The sequence below is a fragment of the Pseudomonas sp. TUM25319 genome, assembly GCF_056388475.1.
Genome location: NZ_CM150751.1, coordinates 3,781,371 through 3,794,641 on the forward strand (window position 1 = coordinate 3,781,371; position 13,271 = coordinate 3,794,641).

Here is a 13,271-nt window from a genome sequence, read left to right on the forward strand (position 1 = left end):
ATGTTCGTCGATCTCTCCCCCGAGCAACACGTCCTGCGCCACAAGGTGCGGGATTACTTCCAGGCGCTGATGACCCCCGAGCTGCGCGAGCAACTGCGCGGCAAGGAGGGCGGCGAGCTGTACCGCCAGACCATCCGCCAGATGGGCCGCGACGGCTGGCTGGCCGTGGGCTGGCCCAAGGCCCACGGCGGCCAGGGCTACGCCGCCACCGAGCAGTTGATCTTCTTCGAGGAGGCCAACATTGCCGGTGCGCCGTTGCCGTTCGTGACCATCAGCACCGTCGGCCCGGCCTTGATGGAGCACGGCAGCGCAGCGCAGAAAGAACGCTTTCTGCCCGGCATCGCCGCCGGCGAGATCATGTTCGCCATCGGCTATTCCGAGCCGGATGCCGGCAGCGACCTGGCGGTACTCAAGACCAGCGCCCGCCTGGATGGCGAGCACTTCGTGGTCAACGGCAACAAACTGTGGACCTCCGGTGCCGAGTCCGCCGACTTCATCTGGCTGGCGGCGCGCACCGATCCGACCCTGGCGCGGCACAAGGGCGTGTCGATCCTGATCCTCGACACCACGTCGCCGGGCTTCTCCAGCACGGTGATCCCGACCACCAGCAACCCCACCACGGCCACCTATTACGACAACGTGCGGGTACCGAAGGACATGCTGGTGGGTGAGCTCAACGGCGGCTGGAAGCTCATCACCGCCCAGCTCAACCACGAGCGCCTGGGCCTCGGTTCCTGGTCCGACAAGGTGGCCGGGCTGTTCCGCCGGGTCTTTCTCTGGGCCAGGAGCCGTGACGAGCAGGGCCGCCGGGCGATGGACAAGGCCTGGGTGCGCAGTTCGCTGGCCGAGAGCTACGCGCGGCTGGAAGCCATGCGCCTGATCAACCTGCGCATCGCCGCCAACCTGGAGCAGGAGCGAATGGACGTGGCCCTGAGCTCGACTACCAAGGTCTACGGCTCGGAGTCGGCCATCGAGATCCTGCGGCGCCTGTCGGGCATCGTCGGCGCCAACGGCTCGCTGCGCTCCGGTTCGGCGGCGGCAGCCCTGCACGGCGAGCTGGAATACGAACTGCGCGCCGCCATCACCGTGACCTTCGGCGGCGGCACCAATGAAATCCAGCGCGAGCTGATCGCCCAGTTCGGTCTGGGCATGCCGCGCACTCAACGCTGAACGAACCCCACAACAACAATCAGCCTCGACCCTGGCGGTCGGGGCGAGGGTCAAGTCATGAGCACGATTGAGCAATTCAGGCAGGAAACCCGCGCCTGGCTGGAGGCCAACTGTCCCGCCTCGATGCGTACCGCCATGGGCGAGGGCGATGTGGTCTGGGGGGCAAGCCAGCCGCAGTTTCCCAGCGAAGACGCACGGCTGTGGTTCGAACGGATGCGCGACAAGCGCTGGTTCTGTCCCGACTGGCCGGAAGAATATGGCGGCGCCGGGCTGAGCCCCGAGCATGTGGCGGTGCTGGAAGGGGAGATGCGCCGCCTCAAATGCAGGCCGCCGCAGATCAACCTGGGCATCTGGATGCTCGGCCCGGTGCTGTTGGCCTATGGCAGCGAAGAACAGAAACGCAGCCTGCTGCCGCCGATGGCCCGCGGTGAAACCCGCTGGTGCCAAGGGTTCTCGGAGCCCAACGCCGGCTCCGACCTCGCCAGCCTGAAAATGGCCGCCCGCGATGCCGGCGATCATTTCGTGGTCGATGGCAGCAAGATCTGGACCTCCTACGGCGACAAGTCCGACTGGATGTACGCCCTGGTCCGCACCAGCCCCGACAAGCCCAAGCACGAAGGCATCAGCCTGATCGTGCTGGACATGCGCAGCCCCGGGGTCAACGCCGTGCCAATCGACCTGATCAGTGGCAAATCGGCGTTCTGCCAAGTGTTCTTCGATGGCGTGAAAGTCCCCAAGAGCCAGTTGATCGGCCCACTGGACGGCGGCTGGAACCTGGGCAAGTACCTGCTGCAGCACGAACGCAAGGCCATGTCGAAGTTCGGCGAAATCAGCCTGCCGTCCCACTTCGACCTGCCGGCGCTGTTGCGCCAGTACCTGCCCGAACCACAAGGCCAGGGTGAACTGGCCTTGCAGGCCCGAGCCATGGCCTGCGCCATGAACGAGCACGCCTACAACCTCACCGTGCAGCGCATGGCCGAGGAGGCCCGCGGCGGCGATGACGTCAGCGGCCTGATGGCAATCATGAAGCTGGTACACACCGAGCAGGAGCGGGACAAGTTCGAAGTGCTGTTGGACCTGATGGGTGGCCACGCCTTCGGCTGGCAGAGCGACGCCTTCGACGAGCGCCAGTTGGCGGTCACCCGAGGCTGGCTCAACAGCTACGCCCTGACCATTTCCGGCGGTGCCTCGGAAGTCCAGCTCAATGTCATCGCCAAGCGCGTGCTTGGCCTGCCCGACGCGAAAAAAGGAGCGACGGCATGAACCTGCGGTACAGCGAAGAACAGCGGCTGTTGGCCGACAGCGCCCGGGACTTTCTCGCCGCCCGCGGCCCGGTGAGCGCCCAGCGCAAGCTGCGTGACGAGGGCGCCGCCGAAGGGTTCGACCCGCAACTGTGGCAGGACGCGGTGAACCTGGGCTGGAGCGCGATTCCCTTTACCGAGGAGCAGGGTGGCCTGGCCTTCGGCTGCATGGGCCTGGGCCCGGTGTTCGAGGCCATCGGCCGCAACCTGTCGGCCACGCCGCTGCTGTCCAGCGTGGTGCTCGGGGGATCGTTGCTGCAGTTGGCCGGCAATGCCGTGCAGCAACAGCGCTGGCTGCCGGGGCTGATTGCCGGTGGTCTGCGCCTGGCCCTGGCAGTGGACGAACGTGCCCGCCACAACCCGCTGGCGACCTGCCTGAGCGCGGTGGCGCAGGGCGATGGCTACCGCCTGGACGGCGACAAGTACTGGGTGGTGGACGGCAACGGTGCCGACGCGTTCATCGTTGCCGCCCGTACCTCGGGCAGCACCGGGCAGGCGCAGGGCATCAGCCTGTTCCTGCTGCCCGCCGATACACCCGGCCTGGTCTGCACCCCATTGCCCCTGATCGATTCGCGCAACAGCGCCCGCCTGCAACTGCAGGGCGTGCAGCTCGATCGCGAGGCCTTGCTGGGCGAGCCGGGGCAGGGCTTCGCCGTGCTGGATGCCGTGCTCGACCGTGGTCGTGCCTGTGTCGCGGCAGAACTGCTGGGCATCGCCGAGCACCTGTTCCAGACCACCCTCGACTACCTCAAGACCCGCGTGCAGTTCGACGTCCCGATCGGCTCGTTCCAGGCCCTGCAGCACCGTGCGGCGCGCTTGCATGTCGATCTGGCGCTGGCCCGCAGCGCGGTGATGGCCGGGTTGTCGGCGCTGGATGACGACAGTCTCGATAGCGACGCACGTGGTCGGCTGGTGAGCCTGGCGAAGTGGAAGGCGGGCGACACGGCGATCAAGGTGGCCAACGAGGCGGTGCAGATGCACGGCGGCATCGGCGTGACCGACGAGCTGGATGTCGGCCTGTACCTCAAGCGGGTACGGGTGGCCCAGGCCAGCCTCGGTGACCGTGACTTCCATTGCGAGCGCTACGCGGCCCTCGATGCAGCCCGCGCCGGACACTGAGGAGAAACCGATGAGCCTTTCACAATGGCGCACGGCCTGGGACCAGTTGCTGGCCGCAGGTGCGCCTTTCGAGATGATCACCCCGGCCGATGGCGGTCCCCGGCAGTTCCGCCATGCCCAGCGCACCCTGCAGGAGGTGATCGACGCCGGCCGGGTGCATGGCGACCGGGAATTCCTGGTCTGGCAGGACCAGCGCCTGACCTTCACCGAGTACTTCGATCAGGTCGAGCGCCTGGCCGGCCAGATGATCGCCCGCTTCGGTCTGCAGCCCGGCGAGCGAGTGGCGATCGCCATGCGCAACCAGCCGGCATGGCTGGTGGCCTTTGCCGCGATCCTGCGCTGCGGCGCGGTTTGCGTGCCACTGAACAGCTGGGGGCTGCGCGATGAGTTGCTGCACGGCGTGGAGGACAGCGGTGCCGGGCTGCTGCTGTGCGACGAACCGCGTCTGCAATTGCTGGGCGAGGACCTGTCGGCCCTGCAACGCACCACCATCGTCGTTGGCCTGGAGCCGGCGACGGCGCTGGCCGAGCACTGCTTTCGCTACGAAGACCTGCTGGCCGCCGAGCCGCTGCACGCGCCGCTGGTAGCGGTGAGTCCGGAGTCGCCGGCGATGATCCTCTACACCTCCGGCACCACCAGCCGGGCCAAGGGTGTGCTGTCCAGCCACCGCGCGGTGTGCCAGGCCATGATGGCACTCGACTTCCAGAGTGCGTTCTGCGCCCTCAGTTCGCCCGAGCGCATCGGCAAGGTGATCGCCAGCGGTCATGCGCCCACCAGCCTGATGGCGGTGCCGCTGTTCCATGTCAGCGGCCTGCACGCGCAGTTCCTCTCGGCCCTGCGCGGCGGACGGCGGCTGGTGCTGATGTACAAGTGGGATGTGGAGCGGGCCATCGACCTGATCCGCGACGAGCGCTGCACCCAGTTCAACGGCGCCCCGGTGATGATGCAGCAACTGCTGGCCTCGCCACGCTTCGGCGGGGTCGACACCGCCAGCCTGTTCGGCCTTGGCCTCGGGGGCGGCGCCTCTTCGGCGGGGCTGCTGGCCGGGATGATCGAGCGCAAGCCCGACGCCATCGGCGGCAGCGGCTACGGGCTGACAGAGAGCAACGGCATCGGTGCGGCGATCGGCGGCGATCCTTTCGTCTACAAGCCGGGCAGTTGCGGCTGGCCGCTGCCCATCGTCGACGTGCGGATCGGCGACAGCCCGTGCACGCCCGTGGTCGATGGTGAGCCCGGGCTGATCTGGCTGCGCTCGCCCACCCTGATGAGTGCCTACTGGAACCTGCCCGAAGCCAGCGCCGAAACCCTGCAAGACGGCTGGCTCAACACCGGCGATATCGGCTACCTCGATGACGAGGGCTTCCTGTGCATCAGCGGGCGGGTCAAGGAACTGATCAACCGGGGCGGCGAGAAGATCTCCGCAGCGGAGATCGAGACCTGCGCCATCGACCTGCCGGGCGTGGAAGAGGCGGCGGCCTTCGCCGTGCCCGACCCGTTGCTGGGCGAGGTGGTGGCGTTGGTAGTGCAGGGCGAATGCTTGCCGGCGGAACAGGACATCCGCGCCTTCATCGGCGAGCGCCTTGCAGGCTACAAGGTACCGGCCCGGGTGCATCGCGTCACCGAGCCGTTGCCCAGGAATGCGACGGGGAAGGTGCTCAAGGACCAGCTGAAAAAGCGGTTTGCGGGCTGACTGCCGGGCCCTCATCGCTGCGGTGAGGGCCTGAGGTACCCCTCCAGACTCTCTGTAACAACCCCGATTTCTTAGTCTTTCCGGACGATGTTTCCCACCCCGGAAAGCCAACAATGGGACCACACCCGAAAGCCTTATCAGCGAAGGAGGCAATACATGAAAACAACAAGAACAGGTGTCATGCTCGCGGTCGCGCTCACTGCCAACTGCATCGCGATGGCTGGCGCATGCGCCGCTGTATCGCCCGAAGAGGCTGCCCGCCTGGGCAAGGACCTGACCTGCACCGGCGCGGAAAAAGCCGGCAACGCCGAAGGCACCATTCCGCCGTTCACCGGCAAGTACCTTGGCGAAGTCCCTGGCTGGAACCATGTGAAATTCTCCGGCGACCAGCCGGTGGACCCTTACGCCGATGAAAAACCGATCCTGGTGATCACCGCGGCCAACATGAGCCAGTACGAGTCGCACCTCAGCGACGGCCAGAAGGCCCTGCTGAAGAAATACCCGACCACCTACAAGATGAACATCTACCCCGGCCACCGCGACTTCCGCTATCCGGACTACGTGTGCAAACGGGCCATGTCCAATGCCCTCAACGCCAAGCTGGTGAACGATGGCCTGGGCATCGAGGGGCTGGGCCAGGTGCCGTTCCCGATTCCGAAGAACGGCATGGAAGTGTTGTGGAACCACCAGTTGCCGGCCCGGGCCTGGACCGAAGAGAAGATCTCCGATCTGGCGTCGGTCCTGCCCAACGGCAGCATCGGCTGGGGCCGGGCGCATGCCCGCAACCTGTCACAGGCCAACTCGCCGACGGTGGAGCCGACCACCGACACCGGCATCCAGGCCATGAGCTACAACACCACCCTTAAACCGGCGCGGGACAACGGTGTGATCAGCATCGCCCACGAGCCGTACAACTTCGTTACCTCGTCGCGCCAGGCCTGGGCCTACAGCCCGTCCACCCGGCGCGTGCGGCAGATGCCCGGCTACGGCTATGACCAGCCGATGATCGGCACCAACGGCACCATGACCGTCGACGAAGACCGCCTGTTCAACGGTGCGCCGGAACGCTACACCTGGAAGCTGCTGGGCAAGCGCGAGATCTACGTGCCGGCCAACGCCTTCAAGCCCAACTCGGCGAGCTACAAGTACAGCGACATCCTCACCCCCAACCACCCGAACCCGGACGTCATGCGCTATGAACTGCGGCGGGTCTGGGTGGTGGAAGCGGACCTCAAGGAAGGCTTCCGCCACGTCTATGGCAAGCGCGTACTGTTCATCGACGAAGACACCTGGAACGCGGTGATGGCCGACAACTACGATGCCCGCGGGCAACTGTGGAAACACGCCATGATCAACTACTACTACCACCCGGACATGAGCGGCTGGCAGGCCGGCTCGCAGTTCTTCATGGACCTCAACTCCGGGCAGTACACCGGTTACGGCATGACCAACGAGGCGAAGAAAGGCCCGATCCTCAACGAAGGCAAGTACACCCCCGACATGTACACCGCCGACGCGGCGCGGGCGGTCGGACGCTGACCGCGCCTCCCTGTCGGCTTACCCCTGGACCCCGGTGCATGCACCGGGGTTTTTCTTTGTCCGCTCCGGGCTCCGGGCTACAAGGACATTGCTTGTTAAAAAAATCGCCTATACCGCCCGCGCCCGGCAATGCAGCATGCGCGCCTGTTTCGAGTCGCGCCGAGGCGCAGGAGGAACTCCGCGCCATTGACACTGAAGGACATCCCCATGAGCTGGATAAAGCGCATGCTCGGCCTCCAGGCACCGCTGCCTGCTGGCCACGACACCCCTCGCGCCCGGACCGGCGAACCGCCCTTCGGCCTGGCCCCGCAGCGCAGGTTGTGCCTGGACAGGCAACTGGCCGAACGGCTGGCCGACACCTCGCCCCTGAACCTGCCCGGCGACGAGGACGTCTGGGCCCGGGGTCGCATCGATCTCGGCGACGGCCTGCGCCTGGAGCGTTTCTACCTCGATGACGAGGACTATTTCCTACAGGTGGTGATGCACGGCGACGGTGCCGATGACATCGAAGACATCATCCTGTTCGGCTACCACCAGGTGGTCCCGCTCGACAGCCACGACGAACTGCTGCGCCTGACCGGCCCGCAGTCGCCCATCGGCCTGCCGCTGTACGAGCTGGGTGGCATCCAGTACCAGCGCCAGTGGGGAGCGGAGCCGGGCCAGACCGAACTGGTGCCGATGCTGGAGCAGGTGTGCAACCCGCAGACGCGCTATCGCGTGGGTCATCACGCGATGCTCTACGCCCGCGACCTCGACCTGCCGGATCGCCGTGAATTCCTGCTGTTTTCCGTCGAGGAGGACGAGGCGGGCGATCTCAGCCTGTCCACCGCCGTCGGCGTCACCCTGCAACCCACCGATATCAGCGTTACCTGAGCTTTTTTCCAGTCAAGGAGGCACCATGCTCGAAGCCCTGCGCCTGTCGCTCAACGCGACCGCCATCTCCGGATTCTTCATCTACATCCTCGTCGCCGTGACGTTGTTCGCCCTGTTCCAGCTCCTCTATACCCGGATCACCCCGCACAGGGAGTTCGAGCAGATCCGCCAGAACAACCCGGCGGCGGCCATTGCCCTGGGCGGTTCACTGATCGGCTTCGCCCTGCCGGCGAGCAACATCATCGCCTACAGCATCAACGTGGTGGACGTGGTGGTCTGGGTGCTGATCGCCGCCCTCGTGCAACTGCTGGCCTTCGCCGCGACTGCGCTGGTGCTCAAGGGCCTGGCAAAGCGCATCGTCGCCGGCGAGCTGGCCGCGGCCATCTATGCCGCCGCCGTGGCCATCAGCGTCGGCATGCTCAATTCGGCCTGCATGACCCCATCGGCCTGAGGCAAGGAGAAGCCCATGAGACCCCGTAGTTCCAGACTCCTGCTGGTCGGCGCCTTGCCTTTGGCCATCAGCGGCTGCAGCGATACCGAGCCGGATGTCACCTATACCGTGAAGAAGCACTTCAGGGGCGTGCCGGCCTGTGTCGCAGCGAAGTTCCCGGTGGACGTGTGTTCCGAATCCTATATGCAGGCCATGATCGATCACCACCGTATCGCGCCGGTCTACGACGACCAGACCACCTGCGATGCCGATTTCGACGGGCACTACTGCCAGCTCACCTCCAATGGCAAGTACATGCCGAGGATGACCGGCTTCGAACTGGCCATGTCCGGCGAGCTGCCCTGGTCCCAGTACGACGAGATCGAGCAGTTGGCCAAGCAACAGGCGGCACGTTCCGGCGGCACCGACAGCACCGTCGCCGCGGCGGCCGCTGGCGGCCTGGCCATCATGCTGATCGGCAAGGCCATGAGCAACCGCAGCGCCCTGCGTTTCCAGGCGCAACCGATCTACCTCAACCGCGATTCCCGTGGCAGCTACCAGACGTCGATCCTGGCCCGGCGAATCAGGCAGCAGGAGAACAACGAGGCGGCGAGTGGTGCGGGCGGCTACGGTTCTTCCGGTTCCTCGCGATCAGGTAATGCCTTCCACTCGGGAACCAACGGCACCAGCGTCAGTGCCAGCCTGTCCCGTGGCGGTTTCGGCCAGCAGGCCACCGCACGCAGCGGCTGGGGTGGCAAGCGCTCCGGGTTCGGCGGCTGAAGGGCAGGGCGGGATGAAGAAGATCAGCCTGGTTGAACGTCCGCAATGGCAGCACATCGTCGAAAGCGAAGGCTTCGGCTTCCACACCATCGACGGTGAGCGCTACTGGGACGAGCGGGGTTACTACCAGTTCAGCGAAGCGCAGATCAGCCGCGACCTCGAAGCGCCGACCCGGGAGGTTCACGAGCTGTGCCTGGACATGGTGGAACGGGTGGTCGCAAGCGAGGCGTTGCTGACCCGCCTGGCGATTCCGCCGGCCTTCTTCGACCTGGTCCGCGACTCCTGGCGCCAGGGTCATCCTCACCTGTACGGGCGCTTTGACTTCATCTATGACGGCCACGGGCCGGCCAAGTGCATCGAGGCCAACTACGACACGCCGACCAGCCTGCTGGAAGCGGGTTCGGTGCAACTGCTCTGGCTGGAAAGCCTGATCGCCAGCGGCGCGTTGCCGGCGCACGCGAGCCAGTTCAACACCATTGCCGAGGACCTGGTGCAGGCGTTCTCGGCGTTTCCCGCCGGTGCGCCGTTTCACTTCTCGGCCATGTCCGGTTCCCAGGAGGACCGTGGCACCACCGACTTCCTGCGGCGCATGGCGGCCCACGCCGGGATCGACGCCCGGCATATCGATATCGAGGACATTGGTCTGCAGGGCGGGCGCTTCGTCGATCTCGACGGGCACTGGATCCAGCGCCTGTTCAAGCTGCATGCCTGGGAGCACATCTTCCACGAGCCGTTCGGCAAGGCGGTGCCGGGGTGCGACACGCAGTTCGTCGAACCGGCGTGGAAATCCATCATCAGCAACAAGGGCATCCTCGCCTTGCTCTGGGAGCAGCACCAGGGGCATCCAAACCTGCTGCCGGCCTTTGTCGACCGCGAGCCGCAACGCGCGGTGCCAGCGGGCTGGGTGCGCAAGCCGTACTTCTCCCGCGAGGGTGCGAACATCGAACTGCGCACCCGCGACGGCGAGTTCCTTGCCGAGGACGGGCCGTACACCGATGCGCCGTACATCCTCCAGGAATTCGTGCCGCTGCCGCGTTTCGGTGACAGCTACACGCTTGTCGGCTCCTGGGTAATCGGCGACGTGGCCTCGGGCATTGGCATCCGCGAGGACGACAGCCTGATCACCAAGGACACCAGCCGCTTCCTGCCCCATGTGGTACTGGATTGATGTGCGCGATTTGATGTCATCTGGTGGGCCACTCGGCTAGGATCCTCCCATTCACTTCAGGGAGAACGCCGTTGGACTCATTGACCCAGGCCGTATTGGGCGCGGCCCTGCAAGGGACCGTGCTCGGCAGGACTCAGGGCCGTCGTTCGCTGCTGTACGGCGCCATGCTCGCCACGCTGCCGGATCTGGATGTGGCGATCCGCTACGCCGATCCGGTCTCGACCATGACCTATCACCGAGGGTTCTCCCATTCGCTGTTCGTCCTCACCGGCCTGGCGCTGCTACTGACCTGGCTGACCCTGCTGGTGGTGCGAAAGCGACGGCCCGATGCGGGCTACAGTGGCCCACGGGTGTTCCTGGCGCTGTGGCTGGTGTTGATCACCCATCCGCTGCTGGATGCATTCACCGTCTACGGCACCCAGTTGCTGTGGCCGTTCCAGCCGACGCCGCAGAGCTGGGCGGCGGTGTTCATCATCGACCCGCTGTACACCGTGCCGCTGTTGCTCGGGGTGATCTACGCCGCCGTGCGCGGCATGACCGCACGGGTCACGACCTTGCTGGGCGCCTTGTTGCTGTTCAGTACCGCGTACCTCGGCTTCGGCCTGCTGTCGAAGAACCTTGCCGAACAGCGTTTCCACGCGGCGCTGCGGGCCCAGCAGATCGAGGTGACGCAACTGCGGGCCGTGCCCATGCCGTTCAACACCTTGCTGTGGCGGGTCATCGCGAAAACCCCGGACGGGGAGTACTACGAGGGCGTCAGCGGCCTGTTCGACAGCGATGCACCGGAATGGCAGCGCCAGCCGCTGAACCTGGCGGCGGCGAACATCCTCCAGAATGCACCGCTGCATCAACGTTTGCGCTGGTTTACCGGGGACTGGCTGCGCTATGACGTCGTGGGGGATGCGTTGGTCGTCAGTGACCTGCGCATGGGCATTCCCGGTAACTACACCTTCCGCTTCCGCATGGCCGGCTGCGACGGGCAGGGTAACTGGCAGATCGAAACACCGAGCGCCTGGCCGGGGGCAGGGGTGGACTCGATCCGCAATACCGAGGCGCTGAAGCTGATCGGTGCGCGGATCTTCGAGCAGCAGCCGGCGCTGCCTCTTGCCGGGTGGACGCGGGAGTATCTGCAGGGGGCGGCTCCGGTCGCCGGGTGTTCGCTCTGACGTTTGGATGATGGTGGGGGCAGGATTGCCGGATCGCTGGATTGCGAGTCCCCCAAAAAAAGACCGCGGCCAGCCCCATCGCCAGCCGCGGCCAAGCGGGAAATCTCACTGCTGCAGCACGCTGGCCTGGTTCCCGGTGCCGAACTGCTGAACGGTCGCGGTCTGGTGCATGCCGCTCTGGTCCACCGTTGCCTGGTTCCCTGTGCCCCCCTGGGTCACGTAGGCCACGTTGACGCTGTCGGTCTGCTTGACGCTGACCTCGTTGTCCTGGCCATACAGTTGCCAGGTGTGGCTCTGGTTACCGCTGCCACTCTGGTCGAGGGTCACGCTGTTGCCGCTGCCATTGCTGACACCGGTGGCGTAGTTGAGGGTGCCACGCTGGTCGGCGATCAGCAGGTTGTCGCTGCCGTTCTGTTCGAAATACAGCTCGTTGTTGCTGTCGGCCTGGTCGATACGCGCCTCGTTGCCGGTGCCGTTCTGGTTGAGGTTGGCCAGTTGATTGCCGCCATTCTGGGTCAGGTTGGCGCTGTTGGCGGTGCCATTCTGATTGAGCTGGGCCCGTTGCGAACTGCCGAACTGCCCCCCGAAGCGCTCGCCCTTCCAGTTGCTGGCCAGGATGCGGTTGCCGCTGCCCACCGAGTTGACGCTGAGCCTATGCCCGTCGCCGCTCTGGTAGCTGAAGCCGACGTTGCCGCTGCCAGTCTGGTACAGCGTCGCCACCGACTGCAGCCACTCGAACTGATCGACGTAGAAGGCGTTGAGATCGCCCACCTGGAGCACGCTGGCCAGGTTGTTCTCGCCGAAGGTCTGGTCCACCACGGTTTCGTTGGTCTGGCCGTACTGGGCCACGTTGGCCTGACTGCCGGCCTGGGTGTCCTGCCAGACCTGCGCGGTGTTCCAGCCACCGCTCTGGCCAATGTTGACCTCACCGCCTTGCCCCGAGCTCTGCTCGCCATACGCCCAGTTGCCATCACCGGCCTGGTGGATGTTGACCTGGCCGTTCTCGTGGAACATGTGTTCGGCAGCGGCGTAGTTGTCGTTGCCCATCTGCACGATCTGGGCGTTGTTGGCGATGCCGCTGAACAACTGCTCGGCGAAGGCGTTGTTGCCGTTGCCGTATTGCTGGGTCACGGCCTGGCTGCCTTCCTGGGTGTCCTGGTAGACGAAGGAGAAGTTGCCGCTGCCGGACTGGATCTGCGTGGCCTGGTTCTCGTAGCCCAGCGACTGGCTGGCATGGGTGCCGTTGAGGCTGCCGGTCTGCTGCTGATGGATCTGGCTGCCGGACTCGGCCAACTGCTCGGCGTAGCCGGCGTTGTAGTCGCCCAGGTGCTGCTGGAGGATCTGCGCGGTCGAATTGTCCTGGCGGCTGGCGGCGTTGTTGCCCAGGCCGGTCTGCTGCTGGGTGCTGCTACTGTTGGGCGCGGCGAACTGCTTGACCTCGGCGATGTTCTCGGTGCCGAGCTGGCTCTGGTTCGACACGCTGTCATCGGCCATGGCCTGGCCGGCGAGCGCCAGGACAATGGCGACGCTCAGGGGTGCGAGCTTGAACATGGTGGTGCCTCCAACGTGTTATCGGTATTGGTTGACGGTCACGGTCTGGCCATTGCCGGCCTGGATCACCGAGCTGGACAGCCCGGTGCCGGTCTGCTGGATGGTCGCGCTGTTGCTGTTGCCGGCCTGAGCGATCTCAGCGCGGTTGTGGGTGCCGTTCTGGATAATGGCCGCCTGGTTGCCCTGGCCTTGCTGGCTGATGGCAGCCATCAGGTCCGAGCCCTGTTGCAGGATCCAGGCTTCCTGGGCGCTGCCGGACTGCACGATCCTGCCCAGCAGGTCCTGGCCGTTCTGTTCGATGGCAGCGCGGTTGAACTGGCCGTTCTGCTCGATCAGGGCCTGCTGGCCTGACGGAACCTGCTGTGGCAGCAGTGACTCGCCGAGGTCGACGCCGGGTCCGAGGTCGGCGTTGTCCATCAGGTCGTCGGCCTGTGCCTGGCCGAGCAGGGCCAGGCATAGCAGCAGGGGCGTCAGGCCGTTCATG

General features: G+C 65.7%; 12 protein-coding genes. 10 read left to right on the plus strand and 2 right to left on the minus strand.

All coding sequences use genetic code 11. From position 1 onward, the window contains the following. The 10 genes from AC05QJ_RS17610 (at position 1) to AC05QJ_RS17655 (ending at position 11,236) form a co-directional block, all read left to right on the plus strand. Positions 1-1,170, plus strand: a complete 1,170-nt coding sequence (locus AC05QJ_RS17610) for an acyl-CoA dehydrogenase family protein (protein WP_476742574.1) — start codon at positions 1-3, stop codon at positions 1,168-1,170. A gap of 57 nt (positions 1,171-1,227) precedes the next feature. Then, complete coding sequence (locus AC05QJ_RS17615) at positions 1,228-2,433, plus strand: acyl-CoA dehydrogenase family protein (protein WP_476742575.1); 1,206 nt, start codon at positions 1,228-1,230, stop codon at positions 2,431-2,433. Continuing rightward, the gene (locus AC05QJ_RS17620) at positions 2,430-3,590 is read left to right on the plus strand and encodes an acyl-CoA dehydrogenase family protein (protein WP_476742576.1); all 1,161 of its coding nucleotides are present in this window, start codon (positions 2,430-2,432) and stop codon (positions 3,588-3,590) included. Before AC05QJ_RS17615 ends, AC05QJ_RS17620 begins: the two co-directional genes overlap by 4 nt. A gap of 10 nt (positions 3,591-3,600) precedes the next feature. Continuing rightward, positions 3,601-5,280 carry a class I adenylate-forming enzyme family protein gene (locus AC05QJ_RS17625; RefSeq protein ID WP_476742577.1) on the plus strand — a complete coding sequence of 560 codons (1,680 nt, stop codon included), beginning with the start codon at positions 3,601-3,603 and terminating at the stop codon, positions 5,278-5,280. A 156-nt stretch (positions 5,281-5,436) separates the two neighbouring features. Continuing rightward, positions 5,437-6,819 carry a DUF1329 domain-containing protein gene (locus AC05QJ_RS17630; protein ID WP_476742578.1) on the plus strand — a complete coding sequence of 461 codons (1,383 nt, stop codon included), beginning with the start codon at positions 5,437-5,439 and terminating at the stop codon, positions 6,817-6,819. A gap of 207 nt (positions 6,820-7,026) precedes the next feature. Further along, positions 7,027-7,692: a DUF2491 family protein gene (locus tag AC05QJ_RS17635; RefSeq protein ID WP_476742579.1), complete on the plus strand. Its 666-nt coding sequence runs from the start codon at positions 7,027-7,029 to the stop codon at positions 7,690-7,692. A gap of 25 nt (positions 7,693-7,717) precedes the next feature. Further along, on the plus strand, positions 7,718-8,143 hold the full coding sequence (locus AC05QJ_RS17640; RefSeq protein WP_476742580.1) for a DUF350 domain-containing protein: 426 nt from the start codon (positions 7,718-7,720) through the stop codon (positions 8,141-8,143). A gap of 15 nt (positions 8,144-8,158) precedes the next feature. Beyond that, a complete protein-coding gene (locus tag AC05QJ_RS17645) occupies positions 8,159-8,902 on the plus strand; it encodes a DUF1190 domain-containing protein (protein WP_476742581.1) in 744 nt (247 codons plus the stop codon). A gap of 13 nt (positions 8,903-8,915) precedes the next feature. Continuing rightward, the gene (locus tag AC05QJ_RS17650; RefSeq protein ID WP_476742582.1) at positions 8,916-10,070 is read left to right on the plus strand and encodes a glutathionylspermidine synthase family protein; all 1,155 of its coding nucleotides are present in this window, start codon (positions 8,916-8,918) and stop codon (positions 10,068-10,070) included. Positions 10,071-10,141: 71 nt separating this feature from the next. Beyond that, a complete protein-coding gene (locus AC05QJ_RS17655; RefSeq protein ID WP_476742583.1) occupies positions 10,142-11,236 on the plus strand; it encodes a metal-dependent hydrolase in 1,095 nt (364 codons plus the stop codon). A gap of 105 nt (positions 11,237-11,341) precedes the next feature. Here AC05QJ_RS17655 and AC05QJ_RS17660 read toward each other — a convergent pair whose 3' ends face one another. Further along, entirely contained in the window at positions 11,342-12,787 is a 1,446-nt protein-coding gene (locus tag AC05QJ_RS17660; protein ID WP_476742584.1) for a curlin, read from the minus strand. A gap of 18 nt (positions 12,788-12,805) precedes the next feature. Beyond that, positions 12,806-13,270 carry a curlin gene (locus tag AC05QJ_RS17665; RefSeq protein ID WP_476742585.1) on the minus strand — a complete coding sequence of 155 codons (465 nt, stop codon included), beginning with the start codon at positions 13,268-13,270 and terminating at the stop codon, positions 12,806-12,808. Position 13,271 lies beyond the last annotated feature (1 nt).

What these genes read in the sequence shown, in the direction of transcription:
- AC05QJ_RS17640 (WP_476742580.1), top strand. Translation starts at nt 7,718, where the DNA reads ATGCTCGAAGCCCTGCGCCTGTCGCTCAACGCGACCGCCATCTCCGGA.
- AC05QJ_RS17625 (WP_476742577.1), top strand. Translation starts at nt 3,601, where the DNA reads ATGAGCCTTTCACAATGGCGCACGGCCTGGGACCAGTTGCTGGCCGCA.
- AC05QJ_RS17630 (WP_476742578.1), top strand. Translation starts at nt 5,437, where the DNA reads ATGAAAACAACAAGAACAGGTGTCATGCTCGCGGTCGCGCTCACTGCC.
- AC05QJ_RS17610 (WP_476742574.1), top strand. Translation starts at nt 1, where the DNA reads ATGTTCGTCGATCTCTCCCCCGAGCAACACGTCCTGCGCCACAAGGTG.
- AC05QJ_RS17615 (WP_476742575.1), top strand. Translation starts at nt 1,228, where the DNA reads ATGAGCACGATTGAGCAATTCAGGCAGGAAACCCGCGCCTGGCTGGAG.
- AC05QJ_RS17660 (WP_476742584.1), bottom strand. Translation starts at nt 12,787, where the DNA reads ATGTTCAAGCTCGCACCCCTGAGCGTCGCCATTGTCCTGGCGCTCGCC.
- AC05QJ_RS17635 (WP_476742579.1), top strand. Translation starts at nt 7,027, where the DNA reads ATGAGCTGGATAAAGCGCATGCTCGGCCTCCAGGCACCGCTGCCTGCT.
- AC05QJ_RS17620 (WP_476742576.1), top strand. Translation starts at nt 2,430, where the DNA reads ATGAACCTGCGGTACAGCGAAGAACAGCGGCTGTTGGCCGACAGCGCC.
- AC05QJ_RS17645 (WP_476742581.1), top strand. Translation starts at nt 8,159, where the DNA reads ATGAGACCCCGTAGTTCCAGACTCCTGCTGGTCGGCGCCTTGCCTTTG.
- AC05QJ_RS17650 (WP_476742582.1), top strand. Translation starts at nt 8,916, where the DNA reads ATGAAGAAGATCAGCCTGGTTGAACGTCCGCAATGGCAGCACATCGTC.
- AC05QJ_RS17665 (WP_476742585.1), bottom strand. Translation starts at nt 13,270, where the DNA reads ATGAACGGCCTGACGCCCCTGCTGCTATGCCTGGCCCTGCTCGGCCAG.